This window comes from Exiguobacterium sp. N4-1P (assembly GCF_002214325.1).
On the sequence record NZ_CP022236.1, the window covers coordinates 2,341,782 to 2,367,168 of the forward strand.

26 protein-coding genes are annotated in these 25,387 nt (G+C 47.6%); 8 read left to right on the top strand and 18 right to left on the bottom strand.

Annotated elements, in window-relative coordinates; genetic code table 11:
- Positions 1–46 precede the first annotated feature (46 nt).
- From A0126_RS12080 to A0126_RS19175, 4 genes are all read left to right on the top strand, one after another.
- Positions 47–2,872, top strand: a complete 2,826-nt coding sequence (locus A0126_RS12080) for a sensor domain-containing protein (protein WP_088837785.1) — start codon at positions 47–49, stop codon at positions 2,870–2,872.
- Positions 2,873–2,958: 86 nt separating this feature from the next.
- Complete coding sequence (locus tag A0126_RS12085; RefSeq protein WP_088837786.1) at positions 2,959–3,840, top strand: YitT family protein; 882 nt, start codon at positions 2,959–2,961, stop codon at positions 3,838–3,840.
- A 32-nt stretch (positions 3,841–3,872) separates the two neighbouring features.
- The gene (locus A0126_RS12090) at positions 3,873–4,769 is read left to right on the top strand and encodes an alpha/beta hydrolase (protein WP_088837787.1); all 897 of its coding nucleotides are present in this window, start codon (positions 3,873–3,875) and stop codon (positions 4,767–4,769) included.
- Positions 4,770–4,831: 62 nt separating this feature from the next.
- Positions 4,832–5,005, top strand: a complete 174-nt coding sequence (locus tag A0126_RS19175; protein ID WP_157898495.1) for a hypothetical protein — start codon at positions 4,832–4,834, stop codon at positions 5,003–5,005.
- A gap of 784 nt (positions 5,006–5,789) precedes the next feature.
- Here A0126_RS19175 and A0126_RS12095 read toward each other — a convergent pair.
- The 14 genes from A0126_RS12095 to A0126_RS12160 form a co-directional block, all read right to left on the bottom strand.
- The gene (locus tag A0126_RS12095; protein WP_088837788.1) at positions 5,790–6,614 is read right to left on the bottom strand and encodes a squalene/phytoene synthase family protein; all 825 of its coding nucleotides are present in this window, start codon (positions 6,612–6,614) and stop codon (positions 5,790–5,792) included.
- Between the two features lie 137 nt (positions 6,615–6,751).
- Positions 6,752–6,976: a carbon storage regulator CsrA gene (csrA, locus tag A0126_RS12100; protein WP_029331452.1), complete on the bottom strand. Its 225-nt coding sequence runs from the start codon at positions 6,974–6,976 to the stop codon at positions 6,752–6,754.
- Positions 6,976–7,416, bottom strand: a complete 441-nt coding sequence (gene fliW / locus A0126_RS12105) for a flagellar assembly protein FliW (protein ID WP_239456754.1) — start codon at positions 7,414–7,416, stop codon at positions 6,976–6,978. The genes csrA and fliW overlap by 1 nt, the downstream gene beginning before the upstream one ends.
- A 4-nt stretch (positions 7,417–7,420) precedes the next feature.
- The gene (locus tag A0126_RS12110) at positions 7,421–7,999 is read right to left on the bottom strand and encodes a DUF6470 family protein (RefSeq protein ID WP_088837790.1); all 579 of its coding nucleotides are present in this window, start codon (positions 7,997–7,999) and stop codon (positions 7,421–7,423) included.
- Positions 8,000–8,013: 14 nt separating this feature from the next.
- The gene (gene flgL, locus A0126_RS12115; RefSeq protein ID WP_029331458.1) at positions 8,014–8,973 is read right to left on the bottom strand and encodes a flagellar hook-associated protein FlgL; all 960 of its coding nucleotides are present in this window, start codon (positions 8,971–8,973) and stop codon (positions 8,014–8,016) included.
- A gap of 7 nt (positions 8,974–8,980) precedes the next feature.
- Entirely contained in the window at positions 8,981–10,507 is a 1,527-nt protein-coding gene (flgK, locus tag A0126_RS12120) for a flagellar hook-associated protein FlgK (RefSeq protein ID WP_088837791.1), read from the bottom strand.
- 12 nt (positions 10,508–10,519) lie between these two features.
- Entirely contained in the window at positions 10,520–10,927 is a 408-nt protein-coding gene (locus tag A0126_RS12125; RefSeq protein WP_088837792.1) for a flagellar protein FlgN, read from the bottom strand.
- An 89-nt stretch (positions 10,928–11,016) separates the two neighbouring features.
- Complete coding sequence (gene flgM, locus A0126_RS12130) at positions 11,017–11,265, bottom strand: flagellar biosynthesis anti-sigma factor FlgM (protein WP_088837793.1); 249 nt, start codon at positions 11,263–11,265, stop codon at positions 11,017–11,019.
- A gap of 36 nt (positions 11,266–11,301) precedes the next feature.
- The gene (locus A0126_RS19180; protein WP_157898496.1) at positions 11,302–11,463 is read right to left on the bottom strand and encodes a hypothetical protein; all 162 of its coding nucleotides are present in this window, start codon (positions 11,461–11,463) and stop codon (positions 11,302–11,304) included.
- Positions 11,464–11,724: 261 nt separating this feature from the next.
- Positions 11,725–12,087 (bottom strand): ComF family protein, encoded by a 363-nt coding sequence (locus A0126_RS19540; RefSeq protein ID WP_239456913.1) that lies wholly within the window; start codon positions 12,085–12,087, stop codon positions 11,725–11,727.
- A gap of 272 nt (positions 12,088–12,359) precedes the next feature.
- Positions 12,360–13,574 (bottom strand): helicase-related protein, encoded by a 1,215-nt coding sequence (locus tag A0126_RS12145; RefSeq protein WP_088837796.1) that lies wholly within the window; start codon positions 13,572–13,574, stop codon positions 12,360–12,362.
- Between the two features lie 140 nt (positions 13,575–13,714).
- Positions 13,715–14,560, bottom strand: coding sequence for a DegV family protein (locus A0126_RS12150; protein WP_088837797.1), 846 nt, complete (start codon positions 14,558–14,560; stop codon positions 13,715–13,717).
- Positions 14,561–14,694: 134 nt separating this feature from the next.
- Positions 14,695–15,390 carry a response regulator gene (locus A0126_RS12155; protein ID WP_088837798.1) on the bottom strand — a complete coding sequence of 232 codons (696 nt, stop codon included), beginning with the start codon at positions 15,388–15,390 and terminating at the stop codon, positions 14,695–14,697.
- Positions 15,387–16,559 (bottom strand): sensor histidine kinase, encoded by a 1,173-nt coding sequence (locus A0126_RS12160; protein WP_088837799.1) that lies wholly within the window; start codon positions 16,557–16,559, stop codon positions 15,387–15,389. Before A0126_RS12160 ends, A0126_RS12155 begins: the two co-directional genes overlap by 4 nt.
- An 88-nt stretch (positions 16,560–16,647) precedes the next feature.
- Here A0126_RS12160 and A0126_RS12165 point away from each other — a divergent pair, with 88 nt between their 5' ends.
- The 3 genes from A0126_RS12165 to A0126_RS12175 all read left to right on the top strand — a co-directional run bounded on the left by A0126_RS12165 (position 16,648) and on the right by A0126_RS12175 (position 18,825).
- The gene (locus tag A0126_RS12165; RefSeq protein ID WP_088837800.1) at positions 16,648–17,286 is read left to right on the top strand and encodes a YigZ family protein; all 639 of its coding nucleotides are present in this window, start codon (positions 16,648–16,650) and stop codon (positions 17,284–17,286) included.
- A gap of 86 nt (positions 17,287–17,372) precedes the next feature.
- Positions 17,373–18,410 carry an LCP family glycopolymer transferase gene (locus A0126_RS12170; protein WP_088837801.1) on the top strand — a complete coding sequence of 346 codons (1,038 nt, stop codon included), beginning with the start codon at positions 17,373–17,375 and terminating at the stop codon, positions 18,408–18,410.
- Positions 18,385–18,825, top strand: coding sequence for a GNAT family N-acetyltransferase (locus tag A0126_RS12175; RefSeq protein WP_088837802.1), 441 nt, complete (start codon positions 18,385–18,387; stop codon positions 18,823–18,825). Before A0126_RS12170 ends, A0126_RS12175 begins: the two co-directional genes overlap by 26 nt.
- A gap of 687 nt (positions 18,826–19,512) precedes the next feature.
- Here the strand turns inward: A0126_RS12175 and chrA are convergent.
- The 4 genes from chrA to A0126_RS12195 are packed head-to-tail and all read right to left on the bottom strand — an operon-like array spanning position 19,513 to position 23,417.
- Positions 19,513–20,679, bottom strand: a complete 1,167-nt coding sequence (gene chrA, locus A0126_RS12180; RefSeq protein ID WP_088837803.1) for a chromate efflux transporter — start codon at positions 20,677–20,679, stop codon at positions 19,513–19,515.
- A 54-nt stretch (positions 20,680–20,733) separates the two neighbouring features.
- Positions 20,734–21,855, bottom strand: a complete 1,122-nt coding sequence (locus tag A0126_RS12185; protein WP_088837804.1) for a DUF418 domain-containing protein — start codon at positions 21,853–21,855, stop codon at positions 20,734–20,736.
- A gap of 59 nt (positions 21,856–21,914) precedes the next feature.
- Entirely contained in the window at positions 21,915–22,958 is a 1,044-nt protein-coding gene (locus tag A0126_RS12190) for a glycosyltransferase family 4 protein (RefSeq protein ID WP_088837805.1), read from the bottom strand.
- A 57-nt stretch (positions 22,959–23,015) separates the two neighbouring features.
- On the bottom strand, positions 23,016–23,417 hold the full coding sequence (locus tag A0126_RS12195; protein WP_088837806.1) for a Rok-like winged helix domain-containing protein: 402 nt from the start codon (positions 23,415–23,417) through the stop codon (positions 23,016–23,018).
- Between the two features lie 291 nt (positions 23,418–23,708).
- Between A0126_RS12195 and A0126_RS12200 the strand changes: the two genes are divergently transcribed.
- On the top strand, positions 23,709–25,202 hold the full coding sequence (locus tag A0126_RS12200; protein ID WP_088837807.1) for an N-acetylmuramoyl-L-alanine amidase: 1,494 nt from the start codon (positions 23,709–23,711) through the stop codon (positions 25,200–25,202).
- The last annotated feature ends 185 nt before the right edge of the window (positions 25,203–25,387 follow it).

The window sequence follows — 25,387 nt, forward strand, 5'->3', positions numbered from 1 at the left end:
TAGGATTACAGATTCTTGAATTACATTCTAGTGAGGAGATATAGCTATGACTTTTTTCGACGCTATGCAACGACTAAGTCGTTCATCGACATCCCCTCTATTCATTGGTGGATTAGAACTCTCACATCCCGATAGCGCAGAATTCTTTTTCCATCAAAACGCGGATGCGATTTTCTTTTTTAACCATCTTGGTGAAATCATATATTTCAATGAAAAATTGCCTGCAATGCTTGGGTATTCCACGGAAACACTGTATGAACACTTTGGAGTATTTAATCCCCCTGAACAAATTGATGCAGTCACAGCATTTTTTGAACGTGCTCTTACAGGAGAGACCGTTCACTACACCGCCCAAGGCCTCCATAACGATCATTATCGGCTGACCTTAAAGATTACGAACATGCCCATTCTTCAAGATAATCGAGTCATTGGTGTATACGGGATCGCACGTGATATCACTCGAGAAAAACAACTTGAAGAAGATGTTGTTCAAATTCGATCACAGCTCGAACTAACGGAACACATTCCAGAACTTGTTGTCTTCCATTACGATCCTTCTACGAGGAGCATCGAACATTCCGCCTCTTTGATGAATTACTTAGGCGTTTCATCTGACGAGTTGGGGACATTATCACGCGAACAGTTACATAACCTCATTCACCCGCGCGATTTTGACCCGCTTCTGTTTAATATGGAGCGACTCATTGATTGTGAAGTGGAGATGTTTGAACAAGAGGTTTCTGTCTTAAATGCCTCAAACGGATATCAATTATTACGCTTAAAAGCATTTCGCCGCCCGGAAAACAATGAACTAATTTCCGTTATCCTGTATGACTTATCGGAAGTCAACGAAGCGCGACGCCAATTAACGCTTGAACGGGAACAGACACGTGAAATTTACGAAGCGCTTGATGCAGCCATTTCGCAAATCGACCCTTCTACTGGCCGAGTCCTCTTCCACTCCCAGGGGTTTCTTCAAATTTTTGAAGAATTGCCAGAGGATTTGTGCTTAAGTCAAAAATGGCTATTCGAGCGAATAGACGAACGGGATCATCTGGCGATGAAACATTTTATCCAACAACTGCTTTCTGGAAAATCCGGAACGATTCAATATCGTCTCCGCTTTCCAGATGGACGACGGAAATGGATTGAAGATCAACAGTTACCTGTTTTCCACCTGGATGGGAACATTGCCTATTCAAACAGTATCATGCATGACATCACGCTTCAAAAAGAGTATGAGGAACGGCTGCAGCAACTCGCATTGATTGATGCAATCACCGAATTGCCGAACCGTCAATTATTAACGGACACCATTGAGGAATGGATGAAGAACGATCAATCTTTCTCCGTTCTTTCGGTTTCCTTCAACCGGATTTCTGAAATCAATAACGCGTTCGGCCATGCATCCGGTGATCAATGGTTACAAGCGACGAGTCGCATTCTGTCGATCACTAAACCGGAAGAAGTATTCCTTGGCCATCTTGGGGGAGATGAGTATGCCATGCTCGTACCCTCCAGTTACAGTGATGACATTACTTCCTGTGCGGAAAAACTGCTCGCACTCTCGGCAAATCCGATTTTGATTGAACCGTATGAATTGTTCGCCCGTATTTCTGCTGGGGTTAGTCGTTTCCCGGGAGACAGTCAGGATGCGATTGAACTGCTAAAACATTCCTACACTGCTTTACGCCGTTCACGACGGGAAGATCACAGTACGTTTCATCATTACGCTTCGAATCTTGACATCGATTACTACAGACGTTACCGACTCGAACAAGACTTACACTATGCCATTGAACGCAACGAGCTATTCCTTGAATACCAACCGAAAGTCGATAGCTGGACCGGAAAAATCATTGGACTTGAAGCTTTAATCCGTTGGCAACATCCAGAATGGGGACGGATTCCGCCAAATGACTTCATCCCCCTTGCTGAGGAAAGCTCACTTCATCTTGCAATTGGCGACTGGGTCATTGAGACCGCATGCCAAGCAATGAACTCTTGGGCACGGGCCGGTTCAAATCTTATTCCAATTTCAGTGAACGTCTCACCAAAACGTTTCTTGATTCCCGGTTTTGAACATCAGATTGAGCAGGCATTGCTAAAATACAATTTATCCCCTCATTTATTTGAACTCGAAATCACGGAAGCAGCACTTATTATGGAAGACCCGAACACGAACCGTATGCTCGAACACTTAAGTCACCTCGGCGTCCGGATTGCTTTAGATGATTTCGGTAAAGGCTACTCGTCGATGGTCTACTTACAGCGTTATCCGATTGATGTCGTCAAAATCGACCGCCAATTCGCGACGCATATCGCGGATGATGCGAAAGCACAGGCCATTGTTAAAAGCATTCTTTATATGGCGTCCGTCTTCAGTCTTTCCGTCGTTGCAGAAGGTATTGAAACGATACGACAGCTGGAAACGTTCCGTGCCCTCAATTGTCCGAACATTCAAGGATATTTGTTCAGTCGTCCTGTTTCAACAGAAATCATGCAAAGTTATTTGTTACGGGAAATTTTGTATCCGATTGAAGCCTGCGCCCTGACAAGTGAAGGTACTCCCAGTTTTTCGATTGAAGGGAAAATTAAGATGTTGACGCACCATGAAATGGCGCTGGATTTCGATTATTCGGACATTCATGCGCATCAGACGGATACACGCCACCTCTATTTCACAACAGAAGTCCCGCTGCCTTTAAACACAGCGACCTTCGAAGTCCGTTTATCCGAAGGGTTACAACTTGTCAGCTGCACACTGACCGTCATCGGTTTCGAACATGGACAATATATCGGTGCCTATACGAACACTTCGGAAGCAGAACTCGTTTTACGGTTTTTCCAATCAATTCGACCGTTTATCTAATTATTCGCACTAAGGTTGCTCTCGCATGCCTTAGTGCTTTTTTGTTATAGTAAACACAGAAACACTTTTCAAAAAGGGGGAATTCGATGAGTGGTGCGATCCAAACGAAAGCTCACCGACGAACGACGAAATGGCAACTTATACGCCGCCTTTTGTTATTGACGATTGGGGCCATCGTCTTCGCAATCGGTTTGAAAGGATTCCTTGTTCCGAATAATATCATCGATGGTGGGATTGTCGGAATTTCCATCATTGGGTCAAAACTGACGGATACGACACTTGCATTATGGCTCTTCTTTTTAAATATCCCGTTCATCTTTTTTGGTTATAAACAGATTGGTAAGACCTTTGCCCTGTCTACGCTTTATGCAATTTTCATCATGGCGGTCGCGACGAAATTACTCGAAGGCATCGGACCGATGACGAACGTCGATCTCCTTGCGACCGTCTTCGGTGGTTTAATTCTCGGAATTGGCGTCGGTATCGTCATCCGGGCCAGTGGATCGCTCGACGGAACGGAGATTCTTGCTGTTTCCTTCAGTCGCTCGACCCCCTTTTCCGTCGGTGAAATTGTAATGTTCTTTAACGTCTTCATCCTCGGAGCAGCCGGATTCGTCTTCGGTTGGGACCGGGCGATGTACTCGCTGATTACGTATTTCATTGCCTTCAAGACAATTGATGTCGTCATTGACGGACTCGATCAATCAAAGAGTGTATGGATCATTTCTGAGAACTACGAAGAAATCGGCCTTGCCATCATGGACCGGCTCGGTCGGAGCATGACGTACTTACACGGAGAAGGATCCTTTTCCGGAGATGATAAGAAAGTCATTTTTTGTGTCATCAGCCGGCTCGAAGAAACGAAATTAAAAGAAATCGTCCGCGACTTCGACGAACAGGCCTTCATCGCCATCGGCAACATTCATGACGTCCACGGTGGCCGCTTCAAGAAAAAAGATATTCATTAATTCACAGTTGTTCGAGAAAGGGAGTCGCGCCGTTGTTGAAGAAACATCGCAAGAAAATCATCGGGGGATTGATCCTCGTCATCGTTCTTTTGTTGATTGCTCTCGTCGGAATTTCTGCTTATGTCGGTTCGTCCTTAACGAAACCGGAACGGGAAGCATTGACGACGAATCCTAAAAAAGCAGAAAAACTGGCTTATGAAGACGTCTCCTTCCGCTCGCTAAAAGATCGCACGCGGCTATCCGGCTGGTGGATTCCGAGTGAGGATGCGAAACTGACAATCGTCTTTGCTCACGGCTATGGGAAAAACCGGGAACAGACGGATGTCCCCATCTTCCCGCTCTTCAAAAAATTTCATGATGCCGGTTATAACGTCTTAACATTTGATTTCCGCGGGTCCGGGATCTCGGAAGGAAAACGTGTCACGGTCGGGGCAAAAGAACAAGATGACTTGCTGACAGCTGTCAGCTATGCCAAATCACGTGCTTCAGAGCCGGTTGTTCTTTATGGTATCTCAATGGGCGCTTCGACTGCCCTTGTCACGGCTCCAAAAGCAGATGTCGCCGGTGTCATCGCGGATAGTCCGTTCAGTGATTTAGAAAATTATTTAGAAACGAACCTCCCCGTCTGGAGCGGGTTGCCGAACTTCCCGTTCACACCCGTCATCCTGCAAGTGACGCCTCCACTGACAGGGCTGAACCCGGAACGTGTCAAACCGATTGAAGCGATTCGACGGATTGATCTCCCCATCCTGATGATTCATGGCAAGGACGATGATGCGATTCCGGTCACGGAAAGCATGCGCCTTCAAAAAGCGGCGCCACATTCTGAGCTTTATGTGACGGAAAACGGCGGACATGTCCAGTCTTATGCCCATGACCGCAAAGCCTATGAAGACAAGGTCCTATCTTATTTAGAAGACATCAAATAGTTGTACTAACCTTGCCGAAAAAAGAGGATTCATACGCCGATTCAGATTGGAGCACGGTAAATATGAACACACTTTTAATTCTTTTGATGCTTGTCCTTACATTCGTGATTGTCAGTCTGGGTGTATTCTTTTTAAAGTTTTCCGCTACTCCCAATCCATCGACACGCGTCTCCGGATTGATTTTAGTCGGCGCCGGAGCCATCGGTTGTATCGTATACGTTGTAGCAACTCTTTAATTAAGGAACAGTCGCTGTACCTTCAATCTCTTAATCCAGAAAAAAGAGTCAATCCAAGCTGATCTTGTATCAGTAGGTTAGACTCTTTTTTGTTTGGGACGACTTCACTAAAATGATTCGAAGTAGAGAAAACACGGCGACTACGCTTATGACGTGTGAACATGCTATAACGAGATGCGATCCGTTCGCGCTTCCCTGTCTCGCCTCGTCTTCAAAGCGGCAATCGGTCACGCCGATACAGCAAAGCTGCAGGGTCGCGACCGATTGCTTTTCGCGGTTCTAAGCGATTCGAGACGGATTGCGCTCTAAACCGCCTGCATGCCTGGATTTCTGTCACGGTATTACCTAAAAAGCGTCACGTTTCGTTGACTCCTACGGGAAAAAGTGCGTTTTTAACGCACTTTCAGAGGCAGGCAAGACCCTGCTCGTTGTCCGCTAGGATCCAAGGAGCAACGGCTTGCGCCTCGCCCGAGGAAAGCAACGAAAAAAGAGACGCTTTCTCTCCCGATTACACGTTGTCTACAGTCTGAGTACGTTTTTAACGCACTTTCAAAGTCAGACAAGACCCTGCTCGTTGTCCGTGGGGATTAAGGAACAACGAACAAGGAAGACGCCTTCTCTCCCGATTGCACGTTGTCCACACGTTTAAACCCAGCTACTACACTGTTCAGAAACCGCGGCAGAACATTAAAGTTCCGGACTCCTGCTAACGACAAAAAACACTTACCCACACGCCTCATCCTGCCAAGCGTCATGTGTAAGTGTTTCTCTTTTAGTCAGTTCATTATCGTTTTAAAACCGCACTTCCGACGATTTTCAAGACTTCTGGTCGACTGAGCTTCTCTTTTCCCCGAGCGAGCGCATCCAGCGTTCCATGTGCGAGGGCAAGTGGAATCTTACAAAACTCGTAGATCGTCGTCTCTTTCGGAATCGACGCGAGATACAAATCCGCTTCTGCCAAGTTATCCTGCGCGTACGTAAACATCGTCTCCGTCGTCCAACCGGGTGGGAAGTATCCGACACCGCGTTCTGCATCTTCTTGTTGGTTCCGTAAGATGTTAACTGCTTGGAGTCCCCGACCAAAACCAATCGCCTGTTGTTTATCCGTGACGATACCCGCTTTCCAGTACCAAATATCTGACAACATGACACCGACGAGTCCCGCAACATAATACGTGTACTCATCAAGATCCGCTTCCGTTTCGACCGTCCAATCACGTTCTGCCCAGACGGCCATCCCTTCTGCCATCTCTGCCGTCGATTCAAGAACTTTCGCTCGGATACCACTCGGGCAGTAGGCAATCCATTCTGAAAGACGAAGGGTCACTTCCGGCAACTGATTTGCATACGGCGCAATCAATGCTTGATAAGCAGCTCCCGAAAACGTTCCACGCATCTGGAGGGCCGTCTCCCGAAGGAGCATCGTCTTGACGTCTGTCGGCAAGTCTTCATGGTCCTCAATCTCATCAATCGCACGCATGCACAGGTAGGCAGACCCGACTGCCTCTTGCAGTTCTTGCGATAGGCGACTGATTGGTATATAAAAGGTTCGGCTCGTCGCTTTTAGTACACGATTCGCATCTTTTTTCAGCTGCTTCGTCTCATTCATTGCTTACACTCCCTCTTTGTCTAAAAAGGTTTCTTTTCTCTACATTACTATACACGATTCGAAAGGAATGAGCATTTTTTTCGTAGAAATGAAAAAAACTTCTTTTGGTCGCGTGCGCACAAAAGAAGTTCACCTCATTATTCAGAACGCTGTTTTAACAACTGACTCATCAATCCGGTACTTCGAGATGCTTCCGCATTTTCATCTTGGATTGCAAGATAAATTTCTTTCCGATGGATGTCGATGTGACGCGGTGCGTCGATTCCGAGTTTGATTTGGTCCCCTTCGATTGCAAGAACCGTCAACTCGATATCATCCCCGATTTGAATCGCTTCCCCCGTTTTACGTTTTAAGACGAGCATCAGCGACCACCTACTTCCGTTAGACTACCAATCACATGCCGGTTTGAATACGTTTCATCAAGGATGACTTGTTTCGCTTGCCGACGTTTCGTCTCCATTACGAACGGTGCGCGTAAGTTCGTCGTCGACTCCTCGAACCGTTCACGTAACGTGACCGTCGTATAGACAGCGACTTGTGCCGTATCTTGGATACCGAGTTGTTCTTTCGCTGATTCTGGTAATTCAAAGACATACTCCGGATCAATCCAAAACGGATTCGTCACGACGAATGCGCATTCCGTTTGATCAATCGATTGGAAGGACCAGAACGGAATGCCTTCTCCGAACGGTAATAAGATAAAACGACGTGCCTCTGGAAAACCGGGTACTTCGGAAGCGAACGTGATGATTTCACTTTCCTCGATTTGAACCGTTCCAAAAAAATCTGTTTCGATATGCATGTGATTATCCTTCCCCATCGAATATGCCGCCGACTGGCCACATATCCAGTTGATTTTGTTCCCGTAGGTAAATTTCTGTCGTGCCTGGCGTGACGTTTAATTCCGGTCGATGTATCTCAACATCGATTTGCGGTTTTTGCGCCGTATAGTTGACACGCACCTCTGCCGGTGTGTAATTGATTTTGACCCGGTCGAGACTGCGTGGCGTAAAGCCGAGCGTCGTCACTTCTGCCGGTGGTGCTTGCCGGGATGTCGCGATGCGAGCAACGGCATCTCCCCGTTGCTCGATCCGCATCAACTGATCCCCTTCAGCTGCTGCCCGCCCGACTGCTTGTTGTCCCATTTGTCGTCCGTAATCAGCATAACGCTGAACGGATTCAAATGCCGGGATTCGTCCGATTTCAATCCATGCCTGTGACGAATCAATTTCGAGTCGTGCCGCGACCGTTTCGAGCGACAGCTCGCCTTTCGGTTGCTCGATTGACAAGGACGCTTGTTGTTGGTGTTGTTCAAGCGTCGCCCGTGTCGTATTGATACCGATTTTAGCAGACGTTTGACGCATTTCAAGATGCGGAAGGTTCATCTCCCGTCACCTCCTTAACGTAGGAAATCGAGTAGTGTCGGTTGAATGATTCGCGCACCGGCACTGAGTGCGGCCCGGTGAAGCGTCTCGTACGATTTGAGTTCCATGATGACTTTTTCCGCTTCGATGTCTTCGTTATCCGACATGACGGATTTCGCGATGATTTCTTGATCTTCAAGGCGTGACGCATTCAGTTCAAGACGATTGACGCGTGCTCCGAGGTCCGCTCGTGTCTCGACCGTTTGATTCAGCATCGTGTCTAAATCCTTTAGCATCCCTGACAACTCGGCTCCATTGTTTGAGCTATCGACGGCTCCTGTGTCTGAGACACCACCGAGCGCATCATATAATTTTTTAAGTGTCGTAAACGTCTCTGCGCTAAACACGCTCGTCGGTGAGACATTGACCTGGACTTCGATTCCTGACGACACTTCATAGCGGATTACTTCGCTGTCTTTACCGGCCGGGTTCCCGTCCGTAAAGACCGTATCGACAGACTTACCAGGCGTCGCTAAATACTCTTTTAGACCTTCCATCGAAACGAACGGTTGATCCGTCTTCGTTCCGTTGAAGATGACTTTTTCATTGTATTTCGTGTTGGCGAGTGTCCCGATGTGTTCAATCAGTTGCCCGACCTCACTTTGAATTGCTTTTCGTTGTGTCGCGTCATACGTATCCGTTGCTGCTTGCGTCGTCAATTCACGAACGCGACTCATCGCCGACGTCACTTCGTTCAGTGCCGAATCCGTCAAGTCCATCCAACCTGTCGCTTCGTTGACGTTCTTTTTGAACTGTTCGACTTCACGGACTTCTGTCCGGTAACGGATCCCTTGCATCGCGACGACCGGGTCTTCCGAGGGACGTTGGATTTTTTTACCGCTGATCAATTGCTCTTGTAACGTGCTTAATTTTTGGTAGCTTGACGACAAATGTCCGATATTCGTTTTCGTCAGCATCGTTTGTGTTACTCTCATTTAGTCATCACCGTCCTACGATTCCCATACCGTTGATGATCTTATCGAGCATCTCATCAACCGTCGTGATATTACGCGCTGCCGCGTTGTAAGCATGTTGGTACTGAATCATCATCGTCATCTCTTCATCGATCGAGACAGCCGAGACTGACATACGGCGCTGTTCTGCGCTTTCCATCAAGACGGCTGAGCTTTTCCCGAGTCGCGCGACTTGGTCGGTCGCGACCGCCATGTCACCGATGACGTTTTGATAAAACGAACCGATTGTCGTTGTCGTACCCGACTGGTCGAAACGAATGCTTGCCGTCTTCATGTTGGCGAGCTTCAAGGCACCGGCGCTGTCCCCGATGTTTCCATCCGTCGACGTCGCGATGTTATCGAGACTCTTCTTGATTTCGCTTCCAAGCGAAATCGTCTTCGCCGTGATCGGACCGTTGGATGAAACGAAAAATTCGTTTGTCCCGTTCGTCCCGTCTTTTTTAAGATTCCCTGTGTGAGCTGTGTTGAAGGCTTCGGCAAATGTTGCTGCCATCTCATCGAGGTGCCCTTGCATGTTGACGTATTCGCCCGTTGCTTGACCATTCTCGACATGACCATACATCTCGATTAGACCGATTAACCGCCCTGATGAGAAGCCGCCTGCTGTGTCAAATGAAATCGTTTGTGAATCTGTTTTAAACCCTGTATAGAGTCCGTTCGCATCGGTCGTAAATGTGAGTGTACCGGCCTTCGGTAAATCCGAGTCGACTGCAAGCAACTTATCGCCGTTTGGTAGTTTAATCCGGACATCGATTCGTCCTTCTGCCGTTTTGACGGTATTTCCGAGCTGCCCTTGCTGGATCGCATCGCTGTCGACGGAGACTTTTTCAAAGTCGACATATTCAGCGAGCTCATCAAAGTAACGGTCCCGCTCATCGTATAGCGCATTCGGTAAGACGCCGAGCGGCTCAACCGTATGGATTTCCGCATTGATATTGTGAATTTTTTTGAACAAATCGTTGACTTTTTTCGTCGAGACGTCGATTTCGCTTTTCAGGTCGCCTTGCACTTGATTAAGCGCCTTCGCCATGTAGTTGAACGTTTGCGTCAAGGTTTCTGCTTTTTGACGGACGACACTGCGCGCCCCGGAATCTTGCGGATTCGTCGACAGTGTTTGGAGCGACTCCCAAAATCCATCAAAAGCTTTTGATAGACCGGTATCCGACGGTTCATTGATGATGTCTTCCATTCGGCCGAATGCCGCTTCTTTCGTACCATAGTACGATGTCTTCGTCGCTTCGTCGCGATACTGTTTATCGAGCATCACGTCACGCACCCGTTCAAGCAATTCCCCTTTGACCCCTGTGCCGATTTGCCCCATCTTGCCCGTTCCGATCGACATCGAGAGTTGCTCTGTCGTCGCCATGATTAAGCGCTGACGTGAAAAACCAGCCGTTCCGGCGTTCGCAATATTGTTTCCTGTGGATTGGAGCGCCCATTGGTTCGTCGTCAGTGCCCGACGTCCTGTCTCAAGCCCCATAAAAGTTGATGCCATTCGTCTACCTCCTTAAGCATTCCGGTTAAAGTGTGTGCGGTCGAGTGCGGACTGACCATATGTAAAATCATCGGCTTCCGGGATCAGCAATTGTAAGTGCCAATCGAGATAATGAAGCGATTGTTCGAGTAATTCAGCGTTCAGGTCGTTCAGTCGTTTGAGTTGACCGATCGTCTGTAACAAGCGGCGTAATGAAGCGACATCCTCCGGGTGATCTTGTAACCACTCGGTCATCGTCACCTGTCCCATCCGTTCAAGCCGTTGTTGTTCGAGCTGTTCAATCCGTTTCAGATGTACCGGTTCTTCTTTGACGATTTGTGAGAGTCGCTTCATATCATTTTGAATCAAAATTGTCTTTTTTTCTTTTGCAAGATCCAATAAAGCATCGTGCTCACTTACGAGTTGTTCAAGGATTTCCATCCGATTGCCTCCTCACAGTTTGCTCTTCATATAAAAAGCGACCCGCGCATCCGTGCCCCGAGTCGCCTCTACTGTCATAGTTGTCCCTCTTACAAGTTCAAAAAACGCTCCGCGATTTTTTTCGCGTCTGGTTTATAGGTTCCATCCTGAATGGCTTGACGAAGGGATTCGATTTTTTCGGTCCGTGATGTTGGTGTCTCATTGAAACGCGCACGCGCTTCACTCGAGATTGTCACTTCATCCGGCCGATTCGTACGTTTTGCTTCTGTTCCTTCTACTGCTTGATTTCTTTCGTACGCTTTAGGCATATTCACCCATTTCGTAGAATCAATTCGCATGTGAACACCTGCTTTCTAGATTACAAGATTCTTAATTCATGTTCGATACGTTCTCGGTTTCGAAGGGGCAGAAGAATCTAGCATCGCTTGGGCGAGGTCGCGTCGTAATTTCTCACGACAATCGGCACAGATCGTACCGTCACGGGTAGGTTTCCCGCAACTCTCACACGTGATTTCCATCTGTGTGATTTCTGACATCAGTAAACGCCCATCCCTAATGTACCGGAGGACTGTTTCTCGTTTGACCCCGACCGCTTGCTCAACATCAATAGGTGAGGTTCGGATTTTCCGCCGTTCTCGCAGGAACTCACGCACCTTCTCAAAATCAGTATGATCTTTCCTAATGCAATCGATGCACAGGTCAGAAGATTGACGAACAAATAATTTCCCGCAAGATTTGCAGTTTAACACATCCATTTCCTTCACCTCATTATGAATATCGGCAGAAATGAAGAATTCTTAAACACTTCGAAATAAAGTTACGGCAGAAATTTCTTTTGCACCTGCTTCACGTAGTCGCAAAGCCGCTTGATGCAAGGTCGTTCCCGTCGTATACACATCATCGACGAGTAAAATCGTTTTCCCCTCGACGGAAGTGATCACTTCATACGGATTGGCCCGAGACAGGCGCTCTCGCCTCGCCTTGCGACTTTGCGCCGGACCATCTGAACGTGCCAAACACAATGTGACCTTTCCACGCATCATCCGGGCGATGCCTTCCGCCTGATTGAAACGCCGTTCGCTCAGTCGCTCTCGACTGAGCGGAATCGGCACAATGAAATCCTGTTTCACTTTTACCTTCTTCAGCTCTTCTTTAAACACGTCCAACAGCGCCGTATCCCCTAAAAACTTATAGCGCTTCAAAAAATCCTTTGCGGTTGCCTCATATAAAAATAATGGGTCCGTCTTCAAATCATAACCGAGTCGCCGCCACTGCTGACAATCGCTGCAAAGGGTGAGACCCGGTTTTCCACAATCCGTGCATTCCCCTCTTTTTACAAACTTTATTTTACAGGTTCGACATACCGTTTGCCTAGTCCATACGTTCGACAATGACCAGCTCGGTAAAAAAAATTGTTGGCAAAGCAGACAATTCATCGGAAACCCTCCCGGTTCGCACGCTGAATATCAGCGATTGCTTCGTATAACGCATTCGATCGATCATTTGCGAAAAAGATGACGTCCCCACTCGGGAAATCGACATCTCGCCCGACACGTCCACTGATTTGAATCAATGCCGCTGCCGTAAACGACACGTCTGCATCGACGACCGCGACTTGGACGTTCGAAAAGGTGACGCCACGTTCTAAAATCGTTGTCGTCAATAAAATCGTTGCCGTCGTCCGAAAGCGTTCGACCTTAACGATCCGGCCAGGATCTGCCGCGTGGACCGTTTCAGCCGTTAATCCCGCTTGTTCGAGTCGCTCCTGCCATAACGCGAGTACGGCAACGGTCGGCACAAAGACGAGTCGTGGTTTGTCTGCGTGACTGTGAAGCCATTCAATCAAATGGGCTGGTGTATAGGAAAAGTGGAGTTGCGGAACGGGTAACGGGAAGCCGTGATACCGCCGCATCAGGCGGACGGTCGGCAGGCGTTTGTTCCTAAAGGAAGGGGTTGCACTGAGAAGGATGAGTGATGCCGAGCGGCACATCACCCGTTTGACGTAGCGATGTAGCGTCCGGTCCGTACTATAGGGAAAGGCATCGACCTCATCGATGAAGACGACGTCAAAGCAAGCACGGTAATGAATCAATTGATGGGTCGTACTGATCGTGATATCTCCAAGCTGAAGACGTTCCTCCGAGCCGCCGAACAACGAGACGATTCGCGCGTCCAAAAAAGCACGTTTGACGTGTAACGTTAATTCTCGGACGACATCCGCCCGTGGCGTCATGATGAGGACACGTTTCTTCAGACGCAGTGCCGTCTCGATGCCGGGAAACAGCATCGGTGTTTTTCCGGCACCGCAGACAGCGTGGACGAGCAAACGTCCTTGTTGCTCAATCGTTCGTTCAATCGCCGTCGCAATCCGTTGTTGGTCGGGTGTTAATGCGAGCACCTCGTGCCGACTCGGCAGGACGGAGTCAAGCGGACGGGCATCCGTGACGAGCGTATCACACGTTCTTAATTTACCGAAGATGAGGCAGTGTCGACAATAGTAACAGCGTTTCCCGCATGTACATGGTCCGCGTGTCGGCAGTCCCCCGCATCGTTGACACCGCCATGTCACAGCAGGGTACCGACGTTCATTCGAACCAAGCGAAACCTTTACTTGATCGCTCGGAATCAGGCGTCCTCGAATATCCATGACTCACTCCCTTTCTTGATGAGACTCCCCCTCCTTTCGTCAGTCTTGCGTGCGCTTCCTGCCGGCAGTGTAAAGACGAGTCAAAAAAGAAAGAACATCCCATTGAAGTGATGTTCTTTCTCGGTGCAACACTTGTTTCATTAATCCGCTTTGTACCACGTGATCCCGATCGCACCAGGACCAAGGTGTGTCCCGATAACCGGACCGAACACGCTCATTTCAATTTGCGCTTTCGGGAACCGTTGCTCGAGCACTTCGATTTCAGCGCGTGCTTTGGCATCGTCTTCGGCATGGATGACACCGATGACATATCCTGCACCCTCATTATGAATCGTATCTTCCATCATCTCTTCAATCCGTTTAACCGCCCGTTTGAACGTCCGAATCTTTTCGAACGGAACGATTTTCCCATCGACGAAATGAAGAACCGGTTTAATCTTTAAGAAAGAACCAACGACGGCTTGCGTCATACTGAGACGTCCGCCCCGTTGTAAATGCTCTAAATCATCAACGACGAAATACGCACGAATCATCACTTTAAGATTTTCAAGACGTGCGACGATTTCTGTTGCCGTCGCCCCGGCATCACGCATCCGAACTGCCTCCTTCACTAAGAATGCTTGCGGCATACATGAAATTCGTGAGTCGACCGGGTGAACTTGAACGTGATCAACCATCATATTAATGGTATGTAAAGCTTGATACGTTCCACTAATCCCGCTTGATAACGTAATTCCGATGATATCCGTTCCCGCCGGTAGTCGTTCAAAGGCATCCGTGATGTCACCGATGTTCGGCTGCGAAGTCGTTGGCAGACTTCCCGTTTGAATCTTCGCATAAAACTCAGGGACTGAGATATCGAACCCTTCCCGGTATGCGTCACCATCAAAAATGACGCTGAGCGGTGCGACATGAACATTATTTTCTTCACAATAGGTAGTTGGCAGATAGGCTGTACTATCCGTTAAAATCACAATCTGGCTCATCCGTGAATTTCCTCGCTTTTAAGAGTTCCGTCGTGACTTGTAATTTTCTGACACGTCACAATCGTTATTAAGTGTATCATAGTTCATTTCGATACAAAAACAAAGACGGCGCCGCTTTGGCAACCGTCTTTTTATTATACGACGACGACCCAGCCGCGTCGGATTGCTTCGACGACAGCACCTGTCCGGTCGGGTACATTCATTTTCCGCAAAATTGAGGAAACATGATTTTTGACTGTTTTCTCACTGATATAGAGCGTATCACTAATCGCCCGGTTCGAGAAACCGTCAGCAAGCAACTGCAGTACTTCGCACTCACGACGCGTCAAGACGTGTAACGGCGCTTCCGCGACACGTTTTTCAATCGGTTGGGAAGACATCGTTTGTTTCATCTTCATCAAACGACGGTACTCTTGCAAAAGGTTTGGTGTGACTTTCGGGTGGACGTATCCCCCTTCGCGATAGACGGAACGAATCGCATTCACGAGTTCATCCGTCGCCATTTCTTTCAGAAGATAACCAACCGCTCCTGCGCCTAACGCGTGCATGACGTACGTTTCATCGTCATGAATCGACAAAATGATGACGCGGACATCCGGATGGACCTCCATGAGACGTTTTGTCGCTTCAACACCATTGACTTGCGGCATATTAATATCCATTAAGACGATATCCGGTTGATGGGCTTCGACGAGTGGAATCACTTCCGCTCCGCTCGCCCCTTCTGCGACAACGATGAATTCTTCTTCAAAATCAAGAATCCGTTTGACGCCTTCCCGGAATAACTGATGATCGTCGATGATGACTACTTTTACTTGCTCGTTATTCACTGTGTTTCCCCTCTCGCTTCGGATTCTTCGATCGGAATCCCTACCTTGATGACCGTCCCTTTATCTGGTTTCGTTTCGATTTCAAACGAACCATCAATCAATTCAATTCGCTCACGCATGCCAACAAGTCCAAACGACTCATCGCACGAAGCAAAAATTTCATCAAAGTCAAACCCGATCCCATTGTCCTTCACATGAATACGGACAGAATGTTGATACTGTTCTATGATAATACGAATGTCACTCGCTTTGGAATGCTTAACTGCATTTTGGACGGCTTCTTGAACAATTCGGAAGACAGCGACTTCATACGTCGACTCAATCCGCTCCCCACCGCCAAGATAATTAAAATGAATCGGAATGTTCGAAATTTCCTGCATATGACGAAGATAACGCTCGAGTGTCGGAACAAATCCAAGATCATCGAGTGTCATCGGACGTAAATCATAAATGATCCGGCGAATATCCGCGAGCCCGTCACGAATCAAGATCCGGAGGCGATGTATTTCTTCAAAGGCTGCTTCTGCTCCGTTATGCTGGTGAATCTTTTCAATCAAATCTGCACGAATCAAAACGTGAGCAAGCGTTTGTGCTGGTCCATCGTGCATGTCTCGAGATAAGCGCCGTCGCTCATTCTCAGCCGACTGAAATACTTTTAAACCCATCTCTTGTTTTTGCATCGCCTTTTCATACTTTTCATTCATGACCTGCATATCGTCCGTCAAAAAATTCAGGACAACCGAGACGCGACTGATCAGCATATCGGCTCGCTCAATCGTCTCATCGAGGTGGACTAAGCGACGCTCGAGTTCATCCCGCCGCTTTCGGCAGTTCATTTCATCCCGTTGGTTGATGAACGACTCGAGTTGAAGGGCATTCGCCGTTTCGTAGGCGCTTCTGACGTCTTGTTCGGAGTAATGATCGAAGTTCTTGCTGACGACGACGAGTCGTGCTTTTGAATCCTTGATCAGTCGTTCCAGTCGTTCGGCTTCTTTAATATAGTCATGAACACGCGTCTTCAAATCCCGTAACTCCTGTTGGATTTCTGCGTATTGTTCTCTTGAATCTTCTGTAATTCGAACGATTTCTTCCCGACTTTCTTCTACGACACCAATGATGTTCTGTACGATATCATTCAAGGACAGCCGCTCCCTCATCTCATTCGTCATGCTACTCCCTCCAGTCCCCGTGGTTGTCTCTCTCCCGATTCGTCGTTATGCTAGAAAGAACTAGTTAACGAGGAGGACATTTTTGATTATGTCATTATTTAATTATTATACAGTAAAAGAAAATGGTTTCCATGAAATCATTATACAAAAGTCACGATTTATTACATATTTAGCACGTGCCACCTCTGAGCAAGAAGCACAGGGCTTCATCACGGCGATTAAAAAGCAACACCATGACGCCAATCACAATTGTTCAGCGTACGTCATCGGTGAACGAAATGACATTCAAAAAGCGAATGATGATGGTGAACCGAGTGGAACGGCCGGCGTTCCGATGCTCGAAGTGTTGAAAAAACGTAATCTCCGGAATACGGTTGTCGTCGTCACCCGCTACTTCGGAGGAATCAAGCTCGGTGGCGGTGGTTTAATCCGTGCTTACGGCACAAGTGTCTCAGAAGGATTGAATACAATCGGCGTCATCGAACGCGTTTCCCACGACCTCCTTGAAGTGACGGTCGATTACACATGGCTCGGAAAATTAGAAAATGAACTCCGGGCGACGCGTCACCTCATCGACCAAATCCATTACCTCGATCATGTTCAAATCGACGTCCTCGTCAATTCAGACGATGTCGCCCCATTCATCGAGTGGATGACGAACTTGACGAATGGGCAAGCGAAGATACACGAAAATGGTTCTCGCTACATCGAGCACGATGTGACCTGACGTGACATTCTGTCTCGACCTGCTATACTGTTTGTAAAGAATTTAAAAGTTTTTTAATTATTCAGTAAAGTTAGGGGCAATGAACAGTGGAGGATTCTACACGATCTCGTTCTAATAACCGAAAATCAAAACGCTCTTGGTTTAAGATTTTCGTCACCGTATTTCTCATCGTCTTAGTCACAGGTGGCGCTACGTTCGCCTACGTCGCATATAAAACCTTTCAAACAGCCAACAAAACAGAAGTAAAATTATCCCGTGGTGAAAAATCAGAAAAACGTCCAGCGGCCGTCGATTTGACGAAAGATCATTTCTCCGTCCTGATCGTCGGGACGGACGAACGTCCTGGTGACACTGCTTCACGATCAGACACGATGATTGTCGCCACCTTCAACAAAGCGGAAAAGAAAGTCAGCATGTTGAGTATCCCCCGGGATTCCCTCGTCATGATCCCGTCTGTCGGCTACGAAGATAAAATTAATCACTCGTATGCGTTCGGAGGAATCGATTCAACGATTGAGACGGTCGAGAACTTGCTCGATATCCCAATCGACTATTATGGCTCAATCAACTTTAATGGTGTCGTCGCGATTGTCGATGCAATTGGCGGAGTCGACGTCGACGTCAAGTTGCCGATCGACACACTCGATTCATCTGATCAACAGAGCGGCGTCAAGCTCGATCCCGGCGTTCAGACATTAACCGGTGAAGAAGCACTCGCCTATGCCCGGATGCGCTACGAAGATCCCGAAGGTGACATCGGCCGTACAAAACGCCAACAACAAATTTTACAAGCCATCATCGATGAATCGACTTCGCTCGGTTCAATCACAAAGTTGAATCAATTGATGCAAGCGACCGGCGATAACTTCCAAACAAACATGTCGTTAACGGAAGCATTCCAGCTGCAGCCGTTCGTCAAGTCACTCGCGACCGTCAACCGGATCGACTTAGAAGGATCGGATGCCCGAATCAACGGCGGCTATTACTACAAGCTGGATGAAGAGTCGCTCCAAGAAGCAAAAAACATGTTAAAAGAACAACTCGCTCTGCCGACGAACCAGGCAAGTGAGGCATCGGCTGACGATTCAGGGACAAAAGATGATACGTCGACTGAAGCAAACTGACTTTGAGGCGTTGTTCGCATTACAAAAACGTGCTTATCAAATAGAGGCGGAGTTAATCGGTACGACCGATTTTCCACCTTTGCGCCAAACATCGGCTGAATTGACGCAAGAAGCTCCGCTCGGTTACGTCTTGACGTCCGAATCCGGACTCATCGGTTGCCTGACGTATTCCGATCGGACGATTACACGTCTGCTCGTCGCACCCGATTTTTTCCGGCAAGGTGTCGCCTCTCGTTTACTGCACCATGCGCTTGCAGCAGAGGATCTGCAGTTCGTCTCAACGGCAAAATTGAACGCGCCGGCGATTGCGCTTTATCATCAATTCGGTTTCATCGAAGACGCGACGACCGTCCGGCAAGACATCGCCCTCGTCCACCTCAAGCGTAAGACTGGAAACAATGGAGCTGACTCATAAGTCAAATCAAAATCAATATTTGTGTCGTACGTCTCCGACAACAATCAAACGGCCGATGATTCTGTCTTTTCATGGAATCATCGGCCATTTCTATGACTATTCTTTTCGCTCATGCCGTCTTGAAACCTATCCAAGTCACATATGGAAAAGTTCGCATTCCTTGTCCAAAACGATTACGCGCTGTCTATTAGAAAGACAGCGCGTTCAGGCTGTAGACAAAGTGCCATCGGGAGATCAAGCGTCTTTTTTCGTTGCTTTCCTCGGGCGAGGCGCAAGCCGTTGCTCCTTGATCCTAACGGACAAGAAGCAGGGTCTTGCCTGCCTCTAAAAGTGCGTTAAAAACGCACTTCTCCCCGCAGGAGTCAACGAAACGTGACGCTTTTTAGGTAACACTATGACGGAAATCCAGTCATGCAGACGGTTTAGGGCGCAATCTGTCTCGAATCGCTTTTAAAGCGAAAAGCAATCGGTCGCGACCCTGCAGCTTTGCTGTAGCGGCGCGGAAGATTGCCGCTTTGAAGACGAGGCGAGACAGGGAAGCGCGACCGGATTGTCTCTCGTTATCGCATGTTGACGCTTCATAAGAGTTTGTCTACACGCTGTACGCGCTGTCTATTAGAAAGACAGGGCGTTTTTAGTTTGTATCATACCTAGATGAAGTAACGGCCGGTTAGACACTCCTCTGTGTTAAGCGAGACCAATCCCGCTTAACACCATTCCAATCACTGCTCCAAGTAAAACGATGCGTAACGGCGACTGGTTATAAAAACGAAGTAAACAAAAGAGCCAGAAGGCGACGAAGAAATCGAGACCCGTCTCGACGCTCGATGTAAAGATCGGGTCATATAAGGCGGCTAACAACAAACCAACGACCGCTGCATTGACGCCGATCAACATCCGTCCGACCTGTTTATTCATTCGGACGCGATCCCAAAACGGGACGACGCCAATCACGAGCAGAAAACCGGGTAAAAAAATCGCCAATGTCGCGAGCAGACCACCCGACACACCTGAAATGACCGTCCCGAGGTAGGTCGCAAATGTAAAGAGTGGACCGGGAACGGCTTGGGCCGCGGCATACCCCGCCAGAAAGTTCGTTCCGTCCATAAATCCTGGTACGAGTGCCTGGTTGAGAAACGGTAAGACGACGTGACCGCCCCCAAACACGAGTGCACCGGCATTGTACATGATGCTTGCAAGCTGCACGTTTCCCGTCGCCACCGTCGCTAAAATCGGTGTCGCGACTAACAAACCGAAAAAGAGTATGAGCGCACTGATGCTCCACACGCGTGATACGTGAATGGCTAACGGCTGACCAGATTGTGGTTCAACTTTAAACAAGAGTAATCCGAACAATGCCGCCAGTAGTAAGACACCGACTTGCGCAAGCGGATGATCGAAGATTAAGACACCTGCAAGCGCAAGCAACATCAACGCTAACCGCTTCGGTCCAACAGCAAGCTTCATCCCCATTCCGAGTACAGCATCGGCAACAATCGCCACCGCGACGAGTTTCAGACCGTGAATGAATCCCGCATCGGTCAAATCGTAAGTTGTCGCAAGCAGTGCGAACATGATCAATAACAGACTCGACGGTAATGTAAACCCGATAAAGGAAATGATTGCACCGACGACGCCACCACGAATCAACCCGATTCCCATCCCGACTTGACTCGATGCCGGACCGGGAAGAAACTGGCAAAGTGCCACAAGATCGGCGTAGCCTTTCTCGTCAATCCACTTCCTTCGTTTGACGTATTCTTCATAAAAGTATCCGAGATGCGCGACAGGACCTCCGAACGATGTCAAGCCGAGCTTCAAAGAGACGATGAAGATTTCTATCCATCTACTCATTTCTCCACCTCCAACACCTAGTATACGAAACGTTTGTAAATTTTTTGTGACAGCTTACAGTTCAGTCGACTTTTGTTTTCCGTATGTCCCCTTTCTCCACAATGCTTCGATTGGCCCTTGGTGATGGTGTCGCAAATACCAACGCGAGAAAAACGTTTGGCAGGCTAATAAGATGAGAGCTCCTAACGTCCCTTGCCACAGCGGAATCGTGCCGTATGTCCCGGATAAGAAAACAAGGACTGTAAAAACGAGTGTGTGCGTCAAATAATTCGTTAGCGCCATCCGTCCGAGCAAGCGGAACCCTTCCATTCGCAGGCCGGCCCGAACAACCAAGGCGATGGCTGTCGCATAAGTAATGGCGAGCGTTCGTCCGGACAACCAGACGAAAAAGTAATTGATTAGTCCATCTGCAACCTGCCCTTGGTGAACGCGAATAATTTGCGTTAGTGCAGGGAGTGACAAAATCAAGCTTACGAGGAACCCTACGATGAGTAATCGTGTTGTCGGTGGCCGCACTGAAAAGCGTTCCATCAAATAGGCGCCGATTAAAAAGAGAGATAAAATTTCCGGCCAAAGCATCAACGTATTTCCGAGTGCATCCGGCAATTGGACGGTCGCATGATAAATGAAATAACCTCCGAGATCACGTTCGGCAACAAGATCGGTCAATCGACCGTCCGGTTCAATGATGGAACGATCGCCTTCTGATTGAGCAAAGAGATAAATTGAAAGATAGAGAGAGACCGTATACAGTTGGAGGGCAAGACCGATGAAGAGTTTGGTCAGCGGTCGTGTTTTGACGAAGAGCAACAAAAGGAATCCGCAAAACGCATACGTTTGGAGGATGTCACCTTCCCAAAACAATAAATGAATGAGACCAATCGCAAATAAAATCGTCAAACGGCGAACAAAAATCCACAGCGAACGCTTTTTTTGACGGAGCCGGTCGATGAAGAGGATAAAGCCAGCACCAAACAACGCGCTAAACAACGTATAAAACTTCGTTTGAATGAACAAATCAAAGAAAAGCCGGAGCAATCGGTCGACTTGTCCCATATCGGACACGAACCGTTCCCCGAGAAAACTCGGCATGTTGACGAGCAAAATCCCACACAGTGCAAAACCACGGAGGACATCCAAATAAATAATCCGTTCTTTTTCCGCTATCGGATTCATAATAGTCTCCTTAATCGTCAATCAGCCGCCCAAAAATCAAATTTTGAGCGGCTGATTGGTCATTTTGATGTAAGTCGTTCGAGTAAATTCAATAACGGACGATAGCGTTCGCCAAGTAGTCCCAGCGATTCGACTAAGATATCGAGCACAATCAATAACATGATTAACGAAACGAGTGCCCCGATGGAATTCGTTTGTGAAAATAAAATCGCCGTCATGCCGAAAATCGCACACAACCCATAAATCACGAGCACAGCTTGGCGCATCGTAAATCCAAGATCGAGCAGACGATGATGAAGGTGGGCTTTGTCTGGTGCGAACGGTGGTTTCCCTTGAAGAACACGCCGGACGATTGCAAACAACGTATCGGAGATCGGAATCCCGAGCAAGATGACCGGAACGGCAAGCGAGAACAAGGTCACGTTTTTAAAACCAAGTAACGATAAGACACCAAGCATGTATCCAAGGAACAAGGACCCTGTATCCCCCATGAAAATCTTCGCCGGATAAAAATTGTGGAACAAAAAGCCGAGCGTGCTCATCAAGAGTAAAATCGCGACGATCGTCACGTAAACATTTCCTTGGATGACAGCGAGGCTGATCAACGTCAACAACACGATGCTCGAGACACCGGCCGCGAGTCCATCCAGTCCATCAATCAAGTTGACGGCATTCGTAATCCCGATGACCCAAAGAAACGTCAACGGCACACTCCACCAACCGAGAAACAGTTGCTGGTCAAACGGCAAGTTGATGAATTCGATTCGAATACCTCCATTTAAGACGATGACGGCAGCAACAATTTGTCCCATCAGTTTCAAACGGGCATTCAATTGGAATCGGTCGTCGAAGGCCCCCGTCAAAATGATGACGAATCCTCCGACTAGAATATGAGTCGCATAGGGACTCGAAGGTTGCAAAATAAAATAGCCAATCATGAACGCGATATAAATCGCCAAACCACCTAGACGTGGCATGATTCGCACATGTACTTTTCGCGCGTCCGGACTGTCAACGGCACCGACTGCAATCGCAAAGCGTTTTACGACGGGTGTGATCAGTAAGGCCGCGATAAAACAGACGATGGACGCAGTCCATAACATAATAACATCACGCTCCTGCGCGAATTATATCATAAAAAAAAAGAGCCGACGAGCGGCTCACATGAAGATCGGGACTTCAGCAGACGGATCATATGTATAAATCCCACGGCCAACCTTTTTGATCGCCGGGTTCGCTTGCTCGACTTTCGCCATCAATTGATAGATGTTACTGATTTGATGACGGTAACGTAATTCAAGTTCCAGTTGAATGTCACGTGCCGACATCGATTCACGTTCACGCATCAAATCACTGATTTGGTGGACGTACACTTCAAGCGGGTAACGCTGATTGACACGCCGTTGTTTTAGAGGGCGTTCTTGTGCTACGGCGATTTCTTTTGAATACTCTCCAGCACCACGACTCAACTCTGCAATCAAGTATTCTGCACGCCGTTGAAGACGGCGGTATTCCTCTTCAATCTCCATCAACTCACGATAAATGTGTTCACTCGTTCCCATGTTTACCCTACCTTCCAAAATTAAACATAAATATTTCAATTATGTTTCAATTGTATGTTTATTGAAATATTACAGACTATAAATTGTCTGTGTAATATATAATTTTTTTAAATATTTAATTATCCTGTAATATTTTCATCAAACACCCGATACAATGGTTACACCTCATATTAACAGAAAGGAGCTAGAACGGAACATATAAATTATAAATTAAACTATCTCAAAAGCACTTATTTTATTCGTAAAGGTGTTCTAACTATTGATTTTACACAAAAGGAGACTGGAAAATTAATGGACAAATTAACTAAAATATTGTCGTTTGCACTAGTACTTTTGCTTCTACTCACGGTTGCGTTTCCGTCTTCTTTAGTATCGGCAGCTAGCGGTACTTCTTTTACGAAAACGACTTATAAAACAACAGATTCTTTAAATCTTCGGACATCCAATACAACCACGTCGAAAAAGTTGACGACGATTCCGAAAAACACACAGATCAGCTCCTCTTATCGTAAAGGGAATTGGTACAAACTGTCTTATCAAGGAAAGACGGGCTACGTGCTAGGAACATACTTAAAGAAAGTCGTCACGGGGACTGCTTTCGCGAAGACAACTTATCAAACAACCGCAGCACTTTCTTTACGCAAAGCAGCGACGACTTCTTCGACACGGCTGTTGACGATTCCAACAGGTAAAAAAATCAGCTCAAGCTATAAAGATGGAAACTGGTACAAAGTCACGTACAGTAACAAAACCGGTTACGTCTCCGGCTCTTACTTAAAAAAAGTCGCGGCTTCGACAACATCGAAAACGACTGCTTATACAACAACCGAACGGTTAAATCTTCGTACCGCACCGAGTGCATCCGGGAAACTGATCTTGACGATTCCGAAAACTCAAGTCGTTCAGTCGCTATCTACAAGTGGCGCGTGGCATAAAGTGACCTATAACGGATCGACGGGTTATGTCATCGGTACTTACTTGAAAAAAGGGACTTCTTCTCCCGCCTCTTCTTCTACGGCGAGCGTCGATTACAGCGGTTCAAAAATGTATGTCCTCATCAGCTCAGGTAGTACGGTCACATTACGCTCCGGTCCGTCTTCTTCAAGTAGCCAACTCGCTCGTCTCGGACGCGGTACGCCGGTCGTCGTCTCAAACAGTACACATAAAACACGTGGTTATGTCGCGGTCAAGACAGCGGACGGACGCTCCGGTTATGTCGAGTCGATGTATTTAACCCTCTTTCAACCCGCTCCTTCGAATCGACCATTGATCGTCCTTGATCCTGGTCATGGCGGTTATGATCCCGGTGCTACACGGGTCGGACTAACAGAACGCGATATCGTCCTCACCGTCGCGCGTCAGGTCGCAAGCCTTCTCGAAGGAAAAGTCGATTTACAATTAACGCGGTATACGAATGACTATTATCCGACATTGACTGACCGCAGCGTCATGGCGAACTCGCATGCAACCACTCGCTTCGTCAGCATCCATATCAATGCCTCAAACGCTACGAGCGCTTCCGGTGCCGAAAACTATTACTATAGCGGATCAACATCCATTCAATTAGCAAATGCGATTCAACAACGGCTGGTCAGTTATGCCGGTATGCGAAATCGCGGTGTGGATTTTGGTAACTTAGCGGTCATCCGAGGCACGAATGCTCCCGCCGTTTTGACAGAACTCGGATTCCTTTCAAACAGCACGGATCGTTCGAAGTTAACGAACGCTGCCTACCAGGCACGTTACGCACAAGCGATCGCAGATGGAATTCTCGCGACACTTTAATTTTCCACAACACTTCGAGCCGACTAAAAAATATGACATACAATCACAAAAAAGGATTGCCATCTACCGATGCGCAATCCTTTCAGCGTGTAGACAAACTATTAAAAAGCGTAAACATATGGTATCGAGATGCAATCCGTTCGCGCTTCCCTGTCTCGCCTCGTCTTCAAAGCGGCAATCTTCCG